The following is a 15,426-nucleotide window of genomic DNA, read 5'->3' on the forward strand; positions in this document are numbered from 1 at the left end:
CGCATCATGCTTACTTCACCTGGCAGAAAGTGACGCAGTTGCCGGCCTGCCTGCTATAGCGAAACTCCGCGATGGTGTTTATTTCCCGTGTAAGCAGATGCCTGTCCGGGCTGTCCTTCATCAGCGGCTCCAGGGAAAAGATAAACAGGCTCACACCTTTCTTTGTGAGCTCTCTCAGCTGATGACTCATTGCCTCTGCAGCGACCGCAGGGAAAAAGCCATCCAGGATGATGACCGCTTTGTCACTGGCCTGTAGCCTCGCCACAATTTCATTTAATCCGGCTTCATATTCGTGTGATGTCAGCAGTTCATAGCTGAAATAGTCGCCGTCGAGACGCGCTGCAAGCTCGCGCCCGACCACCGATTTACCGGTGCCTGTCCATCCCTGCACGTAAAAATGACCTTTACGTTCCTGATACAACCCGATCAGCTTTTTTACGTGTTCTTCGGCGTTCAGCCACAGCAACTTTTCAGGCGAAAGCCCGGCATTCGTCATATAAGTCATGTTTCATTCCGTGGGTTCAGGGTAAGTAAGGTGTGTTCCTGCGGGTATCAGAAAGCGTTACGGTCGGCCATAAATCCGTGCCGGCGCAGCGTGATGCTGATCAGCACGCCGCAGCCGAAGCCACCGGCAAGGGAGAACAGGAACAGCAGCGGATAAAGCTGCAGACCGCTGAGCACCAGCGCATCAGAACCGTAAGTTATGCCATCCATACGGCCGGCAATTTCGCAGGCGATCCAGGCATACAGGGCGGCGGCGGCCAGCAGCGAGGCGCAGACAAGCAGCAGCGCCGTCTCCAGTCGGGAGAGCGTTAACGTTTTTTCAGTCATGGGTATTCCGTAAGCGGCACAGCCGCCCGTATTACTGCGGGGTCAGTGAGGCACTGCTGGGAACCGGACCCAGCGTGTCCGGCGGGAGGTTATCGATATCGGCTTCGATCATCTGTGCAAGGCGCTGGCTCATGGTTCCCATGTCCGTCTCCCCCTGAAACAGCGGGTAGGCCACGTTAGTGTTCACGTTGACCATAAAGGTGGTCGGCGTGGCGATGGGCAGCCCGTTGCCGAAGAACGTCAGGATCTCACCGGCAATCGGCTCATTCGGCCCCGCCTTGCGCGGGATAAGCGCAACAGGAAAAGCCGCATCTCCATAGCCATCAAGGCTGTAGGGATACACCTTGATTCCCTCCTCATCAGCCCAGGACTTCAGCAGCGGATCGAACTTCGCGCTGTACTGACAGCCACGCTGCATAAAAACCACCACCGCATAGTCGTTCAGGTTGACCTGACGTCCGTCGGTCAGGATCATCATTCTGGGCGGCTTTGTTGGCACCGCACGCACCGGGCGCGTCCCGGGCAGCCCGAAATCCGGCAGCTGCGCACCGCGCTGCCCCTTCGCCTGCTCCAGCGCGGCAATGTCCGAGGCCACCGACGCCTGTGCGAATACCGGCAGCGTCAGCAGTACCGTCAGCAGCACGTTAAGCCTCATGATGGCCTCCCCGGCCGCCGCGCGACCTTCGCCAGGCAATCAGCTCCGCGATGAGGCCCAGCGCAACCAGAACCAGACAGGCTACCGAGACGCCGGCAAGCACGTCGTACGTGAAGCTGACTGACCACGCCAGCAGCTGGCGCAGGCAGTTAAAAATGATGCCCGTCATAAACAGCGTAATAATGAGGGGAAGTCTGTTCATACGTTTTCTCCATTTACCCGGCGGCGGAAATGCCTCACGGCCAGGCCCGATATGACGGAAAGCACCACGCCAGCCTTATAGAGGAACAGCAGCGTGTCATTAGTCTGTGCAGCCCACGCATCACGGCTCACCGCCGCCTTTACGCACATGGCAGGCGGGGGGGCAGGCCTGATATCACTAATGACCGGTGCGGCCTTATCCCGTGATGTATCAGGAACCGGCGGCCAGGTCTCCACGGGCATGGCCTGCGATACGCAGCCCCACACCTGTCCCGTCGGGGCGTCGCGCACCAGCTTTTTGGCCTCATTCAGCAGCCACTGTCCGCCGCCTCCTGGACCGTGTGCACTGAGCAGGAACAGCAGAAAAAACAGCATCGCCGGATGGATAACCAGCGTCTGCAGCAGAAAGTTGCCTGCCCGGCTTGCGGTAAGAAACCGCCCGTGCCAGACAGGTGAGAGTGTCAGCATAATCAGGTCCTCAGAAGTTAGGCTTAAAGCCGGTGGCCACGTTAAGAAAGCGCTTCGCCAGGTCGTCCTGCGTCATAAAGCCGTAGGCGAGCGGACGGAAGCTTTTTGACTTCGGGTCAACCAGGAACAGCGCCGGATAGTGGCTGATCCCCATGCGCGCACTCTGACCGGCGTCCGGCCGGCTGTCGGGCACCTGCGGCGACACCGTGCCGTCTACGCTGACCGGTATCAGGGAGATGTGGCGCAGGCGGGCGAAGTCCGCCACCACGCCGGCCATCTGAGCATCAATCGGGTCGCTGCCACGGTAGAAGTAGAACAGGCCGTACTCACCTGACAGCTTACTTATCGCAGCGGTCTGCTCGGCCTGATCCCGGGCCTGCTGCAGCGGCGCAGTGCTGTTGTAGTGCGGGTGATCAAGGTTGTAGTCGAGATCCGGATGATCAAGCTGCGCCACGGCGAACGACTGGCTGAACATCGAGGCGCGGTCAGTCCAGAACTTCTGCCAGCGCAGAAAGGTGGCGGTGTTCTCGGCTGACGGATGAAGGATGGCGTTATTCAGCGCCTCCTTTGTGTATCCTTTCAGAACGTCCGCCTGCTCTGACGGTGACAGTCTGCTGAAGTCCGGGACCTGCGGCGCAGGCTGCAGTTTCGGCGCGGGCGGGTCCGGCTTTTTCTTCGGCTCGTTGTACCAGTGCCAGCCGGTAAACGGGTCGGCCGGTGTCACCACCGCGTCAGCGGGCGGCGCATCGTCCGCCACGGCCTGACCCGTGCACGCCACCATCAACAGGGCAATCAGCAGTGGTTTCATTTTTTGCCTCCTGTCTGCGCGTTAACCTGTGCAGCTATGCGGTCTTTTGCCTGTTTGATCATCGTCGCTGAGTCAGGGATTTTCTGGTTAGCCATCAGGTCGCTGTAGAAGTCCTGGAAGTTAATCAGGTCAAAGTTAATGGCCTGCAGTTCAGGAACCGTGATACCCCGACAGTTGGGTGAGTCTCCGCTGCCAAAGCTGACGTGCAGCTGATCGCGACGTCCCTGCTCCTGGATAATGCGGGCGAGCTTGCCGCCAAACACGCAGTAGGCCTGCTTCTTCTGCACGCACACCCCGAGCACCGCCCTGTTGCAGGCTTCGCCGACGAGTACGGTGACTTTTTTTGCCTTCGCCTTACCGATGGCCATTTCATCACTGTTGCAGTTAGCCAGTCCCGAACTGTTACCCCAGCCGGTATCAACGCAGCAGTTTGAAAAGCCCGCCATTGCCTTACGGCAGTAGAGCGCCTGTCCGGTAAAGGCCTTGATATCTATCTGATCGCCGTTCCTGACGTCATCGCCGGCGGAGGCAAGGCCGGCCAGTTTGGCCACGGCGGTATCAAAGCCGCTGTCGCCGGCACCGTCCGTTCCGTTGCAGTCGCCGCTCTGACACAGATATTGTCCGCCGCACAGCAGGCCCTGCGAGCTGTAGGTGGTCTGGCACTGGTAAGTATCCTGCTCATGCATGCACGTTCCGCCTTCCGCCTCGGTACAGCCGCGGCCGGCAATGGTGCAGTTCCGGTCAGACATCAGCTGAGCGCAGTTACCGGTGGAGTTCACCGGCACGATGTAGCTGTCCTGGTACTGCCAGCAGCCCTGCGTCTGGGTAAAGGTCTGGCCGTCAGAGGTAACCGAGCGGGAGCCGCCCGGGTCGGTGCAGACGCTGCCGGTGCTGGCGGTGGCCTGTGATTTATCAAAGCTGCAGCTTTCGGACCAGGTCGTGTCGGCCTTTTTATCCGATACGGTTACGTTAAATGTTACGTCGAGGTGGAACAGCGTGGTGCCGTCGTTGATGTATTTAATAAGCGTATTAATGGTGGCATCGAGACGTGACCCTTTAGGTGTAATCACCGCAGAGTAAACCTGACCCGCGTTAACCTGCAGCCCCGCGATACCCAGGCTGTCGGCTCCCTTGCCGTACCGGAGCGTGACGCTGTTGTTCAGTATCGAGGTGACGTAATCGGCTCCCGAGTTGTAGGACGGAGCCGGGGTATAAACCAGCTGCGTGCTGCCGCTGATGAGCGTGGCCGTTTCAGGAAACGTGAAATCCACTATTACCTGATTGCCCGTTCGGCGCGCGTTTTTAAGCAGCATATTCATCGTCCGGGTTTCCGTATGGCTTGAGCCCGTGACAATTACGCTGCCGGTGCGGGCACAGGTCTGGACCTGCGCCACGTCCCTGTCGCAGGTGAAGTTTTCAAATACTGACTTCGACACGACTTTCGCGGTGCACTGGCTGTTAGTACCGTCCACGATGGAGCCACTGTTCGCCTCTGCGTTTTTTCCGTTCTGAATAAAGTCGGCGTCAGGGTCAATAGTCACGGCCGGATTCTTAACGGAAGAATCGGTGACGGCCTGCCCCGCTTCGTTACTTCCAATCTGGGTCTGTCCCTTATCCTTTATCCCGCCGTCCCCGCCCTGTACGCCGCCGTAATACCCCCCCTGCGGAGGACTGGCGGTGTAGCCCGGGATCACTGACGCCGGGTCGGTCCCCTTCGCCGCAGCGGTGTCCTGCCCCTTATTTGAGCCGGCATATCCCGCACCCGCGTTGTAAGCGTCACTCGACGCATCAGCGAATGCGCCGGACGCCATCAGACATAAAGAAAGCAGCAGGGCACGCTTCATTTCGTACCCTCCGCATCCTGCAGCAGCTGCGCGGCCGTACTGCCACAGTCACCGCGCTGCCTGACCTCTTCGAGCGCCTGCTTAACCGGCAGGCTGCCGTAGATGACGTCCGACTGACTGCCACAGGTGACGACCAGCGCCGGCACGGCCCTGATGTTGTATTTCTCATACAGGGTCGGGTCGATCTGCACCCCGGCCTGCTTATCTTTTTTAGACAGTTCAAACATCGTCTCAGCGGTCTGACGGAAGTCGTTGTTCAGCAGACCGCGCAGCGTGGCCGGTATGCCGAAGCGGCGGGCGTCCGCAAGCATCGGCAGCAGCCCCTCCTCCGGGATACCCAGGCTCACGAAATACACAGCCCGCGGTGCGGGGCGGGCGGCGCTGTTCTGATCCGCCTGTGCGGCGGCGATTTCGTTCTGCAGCTGCGAGACCCGTCCCTGCTGCGCATCCGGCAGCGTGATATTCATGCCCTTCAGCTGGCTTTTGAACAGTTCCAGGTCGCGCTGCTGCTGTTTCATGTACGCCATGTCGTTGCCTGACACGACCGGCTGATCAGCGGCCTTCGCCATTTCTGTGCACAGCAGCGCGGCGCCCGCGAGCAGCGCCGTAATCAGAGGTTGTTTCATGGTGAGTCCTTACAGATAAACGCAGTTACGCTTTCGCCACATGAGGTAGCCGAAGTTCTTTTTCGTCGCCGGTGAGTTGTGTACAGAGCCCCAGAGCTGGGTCGTGGTGCCGAACGGATGACAGTCGTTTGGTTCGGGGTACATATTCACCATCTGATAACGCCAGCGTGATTTCGGGATGATCGGGGACGGATACTGATAGCAGACCGCCACATCCGCCCCGACCGTCTCCATCACCAGTCCTTCCCGGTGCAGCTTGAAGGCCATGCGCTCGCTGACCAGCAGCGAGGCCTCAAGCGGCGAAAATTCGTTACTGGTGAAGCCCGTAAACGGATACATCGAACCCTGTGCACCGGCGCACCAGAACAGCGGGTCCAGCGGCACGCCCGCCGTGGAGGCAATCGAGTCCGCCGCACAGGCACCCTGCGCCAGCAGGTTGTTGAACAGCGCCACTTCCGGATTCAGGATCATGGCCAGCGTGCTGTCGTTCCACAGCGGGTCAACCTCGGACAGATAGGCGATGTCCATGTCGCCGGTCTGCATGCAGCCCGTACTGGTGATGATGTTGAGCCAGTAAATCAGCGGATATTTGTACCAGTGAACGTGATAGAAGCTGCCGGGGGTAGGTGAGTCGCTCTGCCCGCCGCGTCCGGCACCGGTGCGACCGAGGTTAATTTTAAAGCCACCCATGTTCACCATGACGCCGGGTTCGCGCGTCACATCCGTCAGCGCCAGCGGCTCCCAGAAGCCAATGGCCAGACCCAGCCGGTAGAAAATACCGTACGGACACATCTGAATCGGCGAGGCAGGGTTCGGGGTATCCGGATGTGCACCTGATGCGAGCTGGATACTGCCCAGCGACATCGGGAACAGGCACTTCCAGCAGACGTCGCTGATGGGGTTTACCCAGCGCCCGTCGCCGGCGTTGCTGGTCGCTGCCATGACAGGCTTTGCCATGACCCCTGCCGTAAGCAGGCACATGATGAGGAGTAAACGTTTCATGAGTCTCTGACCTCTGTTTTACTGCGGAGCCAGACGCATACCGGACCGTCATCCGTGTCATGAATGCTGCCGGTAAACCAGCCTTCGCCCCCGGGCCCGGATGGCTGCCACTGGCTGCAGTTGCCGGTCCTCCGGAAGGCCTGCATCATCCAGTCCGGCGCGTCGTTTTCCATCCAGGTGAACGCGGCCGTCAGGTTGTGTGCGGTAAGCCAGGCCTCAAACTCGCAGGGCTGCGGATATTCATTGCCGTCAGCGGGCACAAAAAATTCAGGATGCGTCCAGCCGCCCCAGCGATCGCGCACGACCGGCTGAGCCGATATTTCAGCAGGGTGTGTCATAGGGTGATATTCCGTAAAGACGGCAGCGGAACTGCCGGGGTCAGACGTTAAACGGGCCTGCCTGCGGGGTGCAGGCTGAGGCGTACCGCAGCAGCGCGAGGAACGAACAGCCTGCGCACTGCGGGCAGAAAAGGCATTCAGGTGGCCGCAGCCACCCGGGGAGGATTTACTTCACCGCGCGGCACAGCCTGCCGGCGATAGTGTCGAGCTCACGGTCATAGCTGGCACGCTCGGCCGCACTCAGAAAGCCCTGCTGCTTTACGTAGCCGTCAGCCTCTTTTCTGACGCGGTCTGCATGACGCCATAGCTGTTCGGATTGCGATTCTGTTAAATGACGTGCCTTGCGGGCATTACCGATATCGGCCTGCAGCACGTTAACGCGTACCGATATGTGCGCCTGAAGCGGGTCTTTAATACTGCCGCCGGTTTCCCCTTTCACGTCACGCTGAGCCTTTACGTCGCATGACGGCCAGTCCTGCGTAAATGACGAAGCGGCGGTGGCATTGCCGGCAGCAAGCAGTAAAAGGCCGAATGTCATTTTTTTCATTGCCTGTATCCCTTTGGGTGATTATTCACACGCAGAATTATAGACCAGCCGCTGTCAGCCACGGCCCCGAGCCACTGTGAACCAGCTTAGTATTCTGAGTGTCGCTATTCTGTCGTATCTGGACCCTGGTCGCGCCTGACAACGTACCAGCCGGCCGCCTCGGCTCCCCGCTGACAGCAGTCGGTCCAGCCGCCGGTGTAGTCATCCTGTTCGGCATCGCGCAGCATCGCCTCTGCAGCGTCGTCGCTCTGGCGCGGGTTCAGATAGCGGGAACGCGCTTTTACGATGGCTATACCCACACGCGCCCGGACTGCATAAGGCAGCGGAACCTTTGCCCGCGGCTCGGTGCGAAGCGCAAAGCCTTCCGCCTCCAGCGCGCCGCTAAATGCTGCCAGCATGCACTGCCAGTAGTGACTGTTCGCCTCATCAGCTGCCAGTTTCACCATCTCGCGACTGCCAAACGGTGCCGTAGATGATGAGACAAAAGCCACGCGCATCGTGTCGGGCCTTTCAGGAATCATTCGCCTTCCGGCCCGGAAGATAACAATGGCCATCGCTATCAGAACGATGAAGCCCCCCACGGCCGGCAGCTGCCCGGTAAACGCGCGGATGCTTTCCGGCGCCAGTGAGAATTCGGCGCGGCAGGCAGGCGGGGCCCGGACCGTCCATTCTGTCTGCATCACCGGCTCAGCGTGAGACAGAACGGACGACGCCATAGCCGGTTCAGCTGAAGACTGCCCGTCATTCACTGGTTGTTGCACAGAATCAGCCTGCATGCGCGCCCTCCCCTTCAGGTGCCGGCTGCATGCCGTGGCGGCGCATGATCTCACCCACGTCCTTATCCGTCAGGGAAGCCAGCACGATTTCCGACCGGACCTCTCCGCTGCACGCCATCAGCGTCTGCAGCGCGGCGCGCAGGATCACCGACTCTGAATAAAGCGGAAACTCGGCGGTCATGCGGCGAAGCCCGGCTTTATCGTCATCGTCCAGGCGCACCTGGGCATTATGACGCTTTACTTTATGAGGCGCGGTATGCCCCTGTGTGCTGTGACTCATTTCAGTGCCACCTCCTCTACCCGGAGCATCCTGTCCGCGCGCGAGATGCGCACCGGCGTGTGCTCAAAGCCGAATTTTGTTGTTAACGTACCGTACTGGTCGAAGTACACCGGCTCGTCCAGCGCGATGCTGCTGTCGTGCACGTTGCCCTTCACCAGGATGACCTTAAAGTTCTGCTGCCCCGCGAGCTGTGGCTTCAGCCACGCCATCTGCTGCGGATTGTCACCGTCCACGAAGTACAGCGTCTCGCTGAAGGCGACCTTATCCAGCGGATTAACCTTGTCGCCCGCACGCGCGATGACGTTGCCGCGCATGTCACGGATGGTTTCCCGCACGGTAAAGGTCGGGTCATACAGGAAGGCGCGGTCCGTTTTCGCCGGCGTCAGCCCGGCCACCGGGGCCGGACGAACGGCATGGGCCTTCACCCGGGCTTCAGCCTCACGCTGCAGGCGGTCCATCTCGCCGCTGTCCTCCATACCCTGCAGGCGCTGCCCGATAAACGTCAGCAGGTCCGGCTCGGCGATGGGGAACAGGTGGCCGATGGTGCCGAGCTCTTTCGCCTGCACGGGCTGAGCAACCACTGCAGCGAGCAGAACAACCGCTGTGGCGAGTTGCCTCATGGTGCCCCCTGCATCTGGCGGGCAATATCGGCCTGAATAACCGGGGTAATATCGGTGACGCCGGCAACCACCGCACCCTTCACCAGAATGACGCCGCCGTGCACGGCCTGCCAGTCAGACAGGCTCGAGTCCAGCGCGGCGCCAAAGCGCTTCGTCAGCGTCTCCAGCGCCCCCTTTTCCACCGGCTGCTGCGCCGTCTGCTGCCGGAACGTATCGATAGTACCTTTCATGTCAAACACCACGTAATCGGGCTGCACGACCCTGGCAACCAGCGCGCTGACGCCGGCGCTGAGTGCGATGACCAGCACGGCGAACGCCGCCAGCCGGGCGCCGCGGCTGCGCATCAGCCCCGCTGCAGCTGTCAGGCGAACGCTGTCACTCATCCCTGCGTTATCCGCGGTTTCTGTAGCCACCTGCTGAGGCGGCTGTCTTTTTTCCTGCATCGTTTAATCCTCTTTAAGCAGTGGTCAGGCCCGCCCAGCGCTCCAGCTCCTGCATCTCGGCCTGATACATGTGCGGCTCGCATGCCAGCAGGTAGGCGGCTTCTTCACTTGTCGCTCCGGCCTTCTGCGCTTCCGTCATCCATTCATAGTCCCTGCCCGTGGTGCTGAACATGGCGCGCGTGACCGGGTCAACGAAGACACGATAAAATGAGCTCTGTTCGCCCATCGAGATCATCACCGAGCTGAAGCCTGTCAGAATGGCTTTGTCAAAGCCCCGGATGATCTGCGTTTCCATCTCGGTAAACTGATCGGGCCACTCCTTGAGATAGGTTTTGAACGCCTTCGCCTCCTGCAGCAGCGTGATTTTAGTCCCGCTGTTATCCCAGGCCGCGGCGGCGGCAGACGGGGCGGGCTTGTCCGGCAGGCCGGTAAAGTCTTTGATACCCTGGGTGATGGTGACAAACGCCCCGCGGTGGCGGCGCACCGTACGGTAGCCGGTTTCGATAAAGCGGGCCGCGTGCGGGTTCTGACCGCTGAACAGGCGCCATGCCTCATCGATAATGGCGACCTTTTTCAGATCACGGGGCGAGTGGTACATTTTTTCCTGAATCGCCAGAATCAGCGAGTACAGCACCGCTGACAGCAGATGCGGACGCTTCTCCAGACCCAGCAGTTCCAGTACCGTGAAACGCGTCTCACCATCCAGCGTCGGACTGTCGGAGTTAAAGTACTCGCCGTCGCTGCCCCAGGTGCACCAGCGGTCCAGCAGCAGCACCAGCTCGTTGATGCGGCTCATAATGGTCAGTTGCTGGCCATATTCCTCTTTCACTGCATCAGACTTCATGTACAGCACGACGTCATCGATGCGCGCTTTGTTCTGCTTCGCCTCATACGCTGCCACCACACCTTTCTGCAGTATGGCTTCGCTGACCTCATCCAGATTGCCATGCGGACTCGCCAGAACGGTCAGCAGGCCCGTGATGCCTTCAACTGATTCAGCAATGTCAGTGACGTTGGCGAACGGGTTAAAGCGCAGCGTTTCGCCATCAAGATACGAGCCGCCCGCCTGCCGGCAGTAGTTCCTGTAGCTGCCCCCCATGTCGATAACCCATGCAAACCCCTCTGCGTTCAGCACCTCACGCAGAATGCCCTGTATCAGGAAACTTTTGCCCGCCCCCGACGTGCCCGTCACACCAATGTTGAAGTTGGTCGATCCGTTGTCCTCATCGAACATATCGAAAAAGGCCACCTGGTTGCGGTAGGTTGACAGCGGTATCCCGTTCGGCGACATCTGGCGTTCGGCCACGACCGGCATCAGGTTGACGGCGTTGAAGCTCTTGCAGCGCAGGGTGGCGTTCATGTGCTTCATGTCGTCCCACAGCCCTTCCTGCATCAGAAACGGCAGCGAGGTCAGCCAGTTGCGCAGCTGCTGATAGCGCGGCGCGGACATTTCCAGATCATTTTTGCGGAACACGTTGATGGCGGAGAGCTCACAGCGCTGCTGTTCGATGTCGCTGTCGGGCGTGAACAGCGTCAGGTTGAGGTTAAAGCTGCACATGGCGATTTCGTTGCTGGCAAGCCCCATGCGCAGGTCTCGCCACTCCTCATAGGTGCGCTGCGTATTAGGGAACAGCTTGCCGTAGGAGGAGTTGGCCTTTTTGCCCATGTCCTGCTCTTTGCGGAACGCCTCGTTCTGGCTGCTGACCTGATCCTCCACGCAGATGGTCCAGCTCAGCAGGAACGGACAGGGGATACCTAAATCGGGAAAGCGCATGTTCTGCAGGTTGTCCGCCGCCTGCCACAGTGCGAACTGCTTCGGCACCTTCGTCAGCTGCATATTTACGATGCGCGTGCTGACCACCGCGCTGTCGCGGCTGTCGCTGACCGCACGGTCGCCGTTCTGGCGGGCGGTAGTGAGTTTAAGGTGATCCGGATGCACCTCCATTTCGGTACTGGTGTCCACGCACTGGCGGTGCAGCTCCTGCTCCGGGTTCCAGTGCTCACTGGCCGTGCTGACCTGCCCCGGCCGGTAGTTCAGCTGCTCGCGGATGACGGATAAAAACTCAGTCGGCCCCACGCGACGCGTGTCCATTGATGCCGCCATCAGGGACACGCGGATGGTTTCACGCAGTTGTGACACCGTGTCCATAGCCCTGATGCCGCCGGTGCCCGGATGCGCGTACACCAGGAACACGCGGTAGTTACGCAGGTACAGCGGATACTCGCGCGCGTTGGCGAGCCCCTTCAGCGCCGAACGCTCCCAGAAGGCTTTGGTGATGGCGTTCAGGCGCGGCGCCATGTCACCCTTCCACATGTCCCGGCTCAGCCCGTTCTCCAGCATGTCGCCCACGCACTTGCTGGCCACCATCAGCACCGTGACCGGCGTTTTACGGGGCAGCTTTTTGCGCAGCAGGTCATCAAGCGCCTGCACCACCTGCTGATTCGCGCCAGCAAGCGGTGCGATTTCCAGCATGAAGCCCACTGAACGTGTATTAATAAAGAGGTCAGATCTTTCGTCAAATTCGCGCCACGGCATCAGGCTGGTCAGCGACGGGTAGCTGAAACTCTCCTGCAGCCTCTGGCGCGCCATTCTGGCGCCGCCCTCATCCCGGCTGCTGCTGAAAATACCGTTGAGGTGATCGATAACGTTACTGAGCATGCTGGCCTCCGGCGCGCTCTGTTTTCAGCACGGCCTTTATCAGGGCAGGGAAGAGTGCGGACTTTCCGGTACCAGGCGTACTGTGCGCAAAGACGTGTCCGTAACCGGGCGCATCCGCGAACATCAGCCCGGGCCGGACCCGGTGATGCAGCGCTGCAGCGGACGATGCAGATTCCGGCCGTTCATGCGCGCTGCTGAATGAAAAACGCTTTTTCATTACTCCCCCTCGCTGATTACGCGAAAGTCTTCATCCCAGCGGGACTTCTCTTTCACGAACTCAACCACGGCAGGCTGATGAAAGCTGTCCTGCTCATCCACCCAGGGCGCAATCCACAGGCGCTGCGTCGCATCCGGGATGCGGCGGGCGTCCACCTGTCCCGGTCCGCTGTAGTCACCCGGGACCACAGGACCAGTGGCACCGTTACGGACCGGCACCGTGGATGCCCGCAGGCTGTCTGCGGTCGCGCCCTGCTCTTTAACCGGGCGCGGGGCAAGCGTTGCCACGCTTACCGGGCGGTAAGGGCTGACGGCGGGCTTCACGTTGCCGGGCGTCGCCAGCGCCTCAGCGGCAGGCTTTGGGCCGGCCTCCTTTTCTGCCGTCAGGTCGTCCAGGCTCTGATGTTTTGATGCCAGCCTGCTGGCATCGGACATCGACAGGCACTGGTCGGTCGCGGTCTTGTTACAGTCAAAGTCAGAGTTCATGCCGGCGCAGCCGGTCAGCGCAGCGCACAGCAGTGCGCACGCAAAGAGTTTCTGCATGGTGGAATCCTCAGTGGCGGCCGGGCCGCGGATTAGGGTGTAAAAGGAAAAGTCTGACGACGGGAGGCCGTTACACAATAAACTGGCACTCACGGTGATACAGAGAGAACGAAATGAAATTACTGAGCCTGCTGAAAAATAAGGATGTGCTCGAGCTGCTCAAAAAAATACTCAGCGAAACCGCACTGGGAAACAGTATCGCTTTCGCGCTGGTTACACTGGCCAGGAACAGCCTTTCGGTGAAAGTATTTAACTATCTGCTTTTTCCTGTGCTCAGTTTCTCAGCGTTACTTGTGATGGTCTGGATGTTTTCCCTTGTCACAATTTACTTTAATGAGCTTGAGACGCTTATCGGTAAGAGAGGTACGTTCATGATGATCGTATGGTCACTGGTATGTGAAATCCTTCTGGTGGTCAGCCTGATGCATTTTATTCCTGATTTCAGATAAAAAGACTCACCCGCGCACGCCATGCTGCAACCAGAGGACAAGGGTAATACCCACTGACAGCACAGGCGTAATCAGTCGCAGACCATAACGAAGATGAGGAAAGATACTCACAGACCTTTCTTCAAAGGCCAGCGTGTTAATAATGATAAATCCGCTGAACAGCGTTGCCATAGTCGCGTCCCCCTGCGGCCACTGGGCGGCATCCAGCCGTACATACATGAAGAGGTCCGTCAGTCCTACAGGTATCGCAGTCAACACGACTGGCCGCCCTCCGTGGAGTGCGATCAGCAGCCAGACCATAAAGCCTCCGGCAACAGTAAACAGAAAAGTGCCCGGTATCGTGGGCAGCCTTTGCGTGAGGTCTCCGCAACCATTAAGCAGGGAGCAGAACTTCACACTTGTCTGATTAACCACCTGAATATCCTCAGCGGCAGCATGGCCGCAGCGGTAATAAAGATGAAGGGTATGGTGATAATGCCGGCTGATGCAGGTTGCCCTGGTGAAGGCACTAAAAAAACGGGTTCAGCCGGTATGTTTACCTTTCATGAAGGCGTTGACCATCTGCAGGTCCTTAAGCGCATCCTCGCTCATAACGCGAGGGCTGCTGGCTGCGGGCATGTTTTTTACCGGCGATTTTGTGCGTAGCCAGACGTCTGCGCGCGGTGTGCCCGGTGAGACCTGATGAATGACGTCAGCGATGTACGCCGCCAGTTGATCAATCGTAAGGTCTGCGAGTGCGGGCTGGTGTCCGGAATGCTCAGCCATCGGGCGTATTGCCGCATCCGGCACCGGGCGGGTGTTAAGCCTTTCAAGCCGGAACAGCATATTACCGGCAGGGTGAGAGACGCGGATGAATAACGCATCCGGCTCCGGTGCCGTTTTATCCTGAATCATCAGAAACCTCCGTTACACTGAAAAGCGTGTTACGTCACCGGACCCGGCGACAGAATCAGGTGCGCCGGCAGATAGTACCTTGCGGCACACGGCATCAGGCCCGGCACTGTCAGACGCCAAACGCTGACGGACCATATCGATTTCGGTCAGCATAGCGGCCAGCCGGCAGCTGCTCGCCTGTGCCTGCCAGGCACGCTGATAACGAAGCCGCAGCGCGCAGAGCCGGATACGCAGTTCACGCTGGTTGTGTTTATCCATGATTGCCTCCTCAGCCTGATTTCGTTATCTGAGGTTAAGCAGGAAGTAGAACAGCGTTAAAAAATACGCGATACCGGTGGTAAAGCCCGCCATGAATAAAATATCTATGGGGTGGGGTACCGGTACCATCCAGAACCACACACCCTTGACAAAATAATATGCCGCCAGTATCAGCCAGCACAGCGCCATCCCCCAGAAGGTCATGACCGACATGTCCCTGAACAGGTACGCAAGCAGAACAATAGCGGGAGACGTTAACAGGGCCAGCCGCCAGACCTGCCAGCCCGGAAAACCCGGGAAACCGGGCAGACCCTCGCGCATAGTGAGAGCTGACAGGATGAAGTTAGCCGCCAGTATGACTGCAATCAGAGACAGGTAAAGATGATCTCTGTTGTCCGGATGACGCCAGCGTTGAATCAGTGCCTTCATGCTGCCACCTGTCCGTGAGTTGACGTCCTGCGAAACTGGATGTTCTGAGACCTGACCTTTTTGAGATCAAGCTCAACCAGTCTCCCCATAAGGTTCAGGAGAAGCATTGCACGCTTTGCACCCTGCGGCTCATGCCAGATAGCTTGCATGTTTTCAAACGTGCCGTTTGTTATCAGTACTGTATCGCCATGCTCAGGGGCCTGCATGTCCGCCTGCACCGCCGATTCAGCTCCCCGCTTCATACGCTCCATTTCCGCATCACCCATAATTGCGATGCGGTTGCCAAAACTGACTATGGTTGAGACTCCGCGCGTTGCTTTAATCGTCGTTGTATGAATTTCTTCAGGGTCGAATCGCGCAAACAGATAGCCAGGAAAAAGTGGCTGGGGTTTAACCGGTTTAACGCTTCCCCCGGCAACAAGCTGACAGGTGAAAAGCGGAAGGTAACACTCCACCCCCTGGTTGAGCAGATGGGCTTCGGCGCGTTTTTCCTGATTAAATAACGATTTAAGTACATACCACTGTTTCATCTGTCATCT

At 59.0% G+C, this 15,426-nt stretch carries 24 protein-coding genes; 1 reads left to right on the forward strand and 23 read right to left on the reverse strand.

Features of this window, described 5'->3' with window-relative positions; translation table 11 throughout:
- Window positions 1-10: 10 nt before the first annotated feature.
- The 18 genes from ACXKZD_RS20730 to traV form a co-directional block, all read right to left on the reverse strand.
- Entirely contained in the window at window positions 11-505 is a 495-nt protein-coding gene (locus ACXKZD_RS20730; protein WP_488982175.1) for an ATP-binding protein, read from the reverse strand.
- A 47-nt stretch (window positions 506-552) separates the two neighbouring features.
- A complete protein-coding gene (locus ACXKZD_RS20735; protein ID WP_425028029.1) occupies window positions 553-831 on the reverse strand; it encodes a hypothetical protein in 279 nt (92 codons plus the stop codon).
- Between the two features lie 31 nt (window positions 832-862).
- Window positions 863-1,486 carry an F-type conjugal transfer protein TrbB gene (gene trbB / locus ACXKZD_RS20740; protein ID WP_425028030.1) on the reverse strand — a complete coding sequence of 208 codons (624 nt, stop codon included), beginning with the start codon at window positions 1,484-1,486 and terminating at the stop codon, window positions 863-865.
- Window positions 1,476-1,688, reverse strand: a complete 213-nt coding sequence (locus tag ACXKZD_RS20745; protein ID WP_346446985.1) for a hypothetical protein — start codon at window positions 1,686-1,688, stop codon at window positions 1,476-1,478. The genes trbB and ACXKZD_RS20745 overlap by 11 nt, the downstream gene beginning before the upstream one ends.
- Window positions 1,685-2,155, reverse strand: coding sequence for a hypothetical protein (locus tag ACXKZD_RS20750; protein WP_425028031.1), 471 nt, complete (start codon window positions 2,153-2,155; stop codon window positions 1,685-1,687). The genes ACXKZD_RS20745 and ACXKZD_RS20750 overlap by 4 nt, the downstream gene beginning before the upstream one ends.
- A 10-nt stretch (window positions 2,156-2,165) precedes the next feature.
- Window positions 2,166-2,963, reverse strand: coding sequence for a type-F conjugative transfer system pilin assembly protein TraF (gene traF / locus ACXKZD_RS20755; RefSeq protein WP_425028032.1), 798 nt, complete (start codon window positions 2,961-2,963; stop codon window positions 2,166-2,168).
- Window positions 2,960-4,807 carry a type-F conjugative transfer system mating-pair stabilization protein TraN gene (traN, locus tag ACXKZD_RS20760; protein WP_488982176.1) on the reverse strand — a complete coding sequence of 616 codons (1,848 nt, stop codon included), beginning with the start codon at window positions 4,805-4,807 and terminating at the stop codon, window positions 2,960-2,962. Before traN ends, traF begins: the two co-directional genes overlap by 4 nt.
- A complete protein-coding gene (gene trbC / locus ACXKZD_RS20765) occupies window positions 4,804-5,433 on the reverse strand; it encodes a type-F conjugative transfer system pilin assembly protein TrbC (RefSeq protein WP_488982177.1) in 630 nt (209 codons plus the stop codon). The genes traN and trbC overlap by 4 nt, the downstream gene beginning before the upstream one ends.
- 9 nt (window positions 5,434-5,442) lie before the next feature.
- Window positions 5,443-6,435 carry a conjugal transfer pilus assembly protein TraU gene (gene traU, locus ACXKZD_RS20770; RefSeq protein ID WP_129063650.1) on the reverse strand — a complete coding sequence of 331 codons (993 nt, stop codon included), beginning with the start codon at window positions 6,433-6,435 and terminating at the stop codon, window positions 5,443-5,445.
- Window positions 6,432-6,773, reverse strand: a complete 342-nt coding sequence (locus tag ACXKZD_RS20775) for a hypothetical protein (RefSeq protein ID WP_488982178.1) — start codon at window positions 6,771-6,773, stop codon at window positions 6,432-6,434. Before ACXKZD_RS20775 ends, traU begins: the two co-directional genes overlap by 4 nt.
- 166 nt (window positions 6,774-6,939) lie before the next feature.
- On the reverse strand, window positions 6,940-7,320 hold the full coding sequence (locus tag ACXKZD_RS20780; protein ID WP_488982179.1) for a hypothetical protein: 381 nt from the start codon (window positions 7,318-7,320) through the stop codon (window positions 6,940-6,942).
- Between the two features lie 104 nt (window positions 7,321-7,424).
- Window positions 7,425-8,036, reverse strand: a complete 612-nt coding sequence (locus ACXKZD_RS20785; protein WP_488982180.1) for a hypothetical protein — start codon at window positions 8,034-8,036, stop codon at window positions 7,425-7,427.
- A 49-nt stretch (window positions 8,037-8,085) separates the two neighbouring features.
- Complete coding sequence (locus ACXKZD_RS20790; RefSeq protein WP_488982181.1) at window positions 8,086-8,376, reverse strand: hypothetical protein; 291 nt, start codon at window positions 8,374-8,376, stop codon at window positions 8,086-8,088.
- On the reverse strand, window positions 8,373-8,996 hold the full coding sequence (traW, locus tag ACXKZD_RS20795) for a type-F conjugative transfer system protein TraW (RefSeq protein ID WP_488982182.1): 624 nt from the start codon (window positions 8,994-8,996) through the stop codon (window positions 8,373-8,375). Before traW ends, ACXKZD_RS20790 begins: the two co-directional genes overlap by 4 nt.
- On the reverse strand, window positions 8,993-9,439 hold the full coding sequence (gene trbI / locus ACXKZD_RS20800; protein WP_488982183.1) for a type-F conjugative transfer system protein TrbI: 447 nt from the start codon (window positions 9,437-9,439) through the stop codon (window positions 8,993-8,995). Before trbI ends, traW begins: the two co-directional genes overlap by 4 nt.
- Before the next feature lie 13 nt (window positions 9,440-9,452).
- Entirely contained in the window at window positions 9,453-12,098 is a 2,646-nt protein-coding gene (gene traC, locus ACXKZD_RS20805; RefSeq protein ID WP_488982184.1) for a type IV secretion system protein TraC, read from the reverse strand.
- Window positions 12,088-12,315 (reverse strand): hypothetical protein, encoded by a 228-nt coding sequence (locus ACXKZD_RS20810; RefSeq protein WP_111535094.1) that lies wholly within the window; start codon window positions 12,313-12,315, stop codon window positions 12,088-12,090. The genes traC and ACXKZD_RS20810 overlap by 11 nt, the downstream gene beginning before the upstream one ends.
- A complete protein-coding gene (traV, locus tag ACXKZD_RS20815) occupies window positions 12,315-12,857 on the reverse strand; it encodes a type IV conjugative transfer system lipoprotein TraV (RefSeq protein ID WP_488982185.1) in 543 nt (180 codons plus the stop codon). The genes ACXKZD_RS20810 and traV overlap by 1 nt, the downstream gene beginning before the upstream one ends.
- Before the next feature lie 113 nt (window positions 12,858-12,970).
- Here traV and ACXKZD_RS20820 point away from each other — a divergent pair, with 113 nt between their 5' ends.
- On the forward strand, window positions 12,971-13,306 hold the full coding sequence (locus ACXKZD_RS20820) for a hypothetical protein (protein ID WP_488982186.1): 336 nt from the start codon (window positions 12,971-12,973) through the stop codon (window positions 13,304-13,306).
- A gap of 6 nt (window positions 13,307-13,312) precedes the next feature.
- Here ACXKZD_RS20820 and ACXKZD_RS20825 read toward each other — a convergent pair whose 3' ends face one another.
- From ACXKZD_RS20825 to rfaH, 5 genes are all read right to left on the reverse strand, one after another.
- On the reverse strand, window positions 13,313-13,606 hold the full coding sequence (locus ACXKZD_RS20825) for a hypothetical protein (protein ID WP_488982187.1): 294 nt from the start codon (window positions 13,604-13,606) through the stop codon (window positions 13,313-13,315).
- A gap of 222 nt (window positions 13,607-13,828) precedes the next feature.
- Window positions 13,829-14,200 (reverse strand): hypothetical protein, encoded by a 372-nt coding sequence (locus ACXKZD_RS20830; protein ID WP_488982188.1) that lies wholly within the window; start codon window positions 14,198-14,200, stop codon window positions 13,829-13,831.
- A 12-nt stretch (window positions 14,201-14,212) separates the two neighbouring features.
- Window positions 14,213-14,458, reverse strand: coding sequence for a hypothetical protein (locus ACXKZD_RS20835; RefSeq protein ID WP_488982189.1), 246 nt, complete (start codon window positions 14,456-14,458; stop codon window positions 14,213-14,215).
- A 24-nt stretch (window positions 14,459-14,482) separates the two neighbouring features.
- Window positions 14,483-14,887: a hypothetical protein gene (locus ACXKZD_RS20840; RefSeq protein WP_488982190.1), complete on the reverse strand. Its 405-nt coding sequence runs from the start codon at window positions 14,885-14,887 to the stop codon at window positions 14,483-14,485.
- A complete protein-coding gene (gene rfaH / locus ACXKZD_RS20845) occupies window positions 14,884-15,417 on the reverse strand; it encodes a transcription/translation regulatory transformer protein RfaH (protein WP_488982191.1) in 534 nt (177 codons plus the stop codon). The genes ACXKZD_RS20840 and rfaH overlap by 4 nt, the downstream gene beginning before the upstream one ends.
- Between the last annotated feature and the right edge of the window lie 9 nt (window positions 15,418-15,426).

The organism is Pantoea sp. ABR1s, assembly GCF_057812235.1.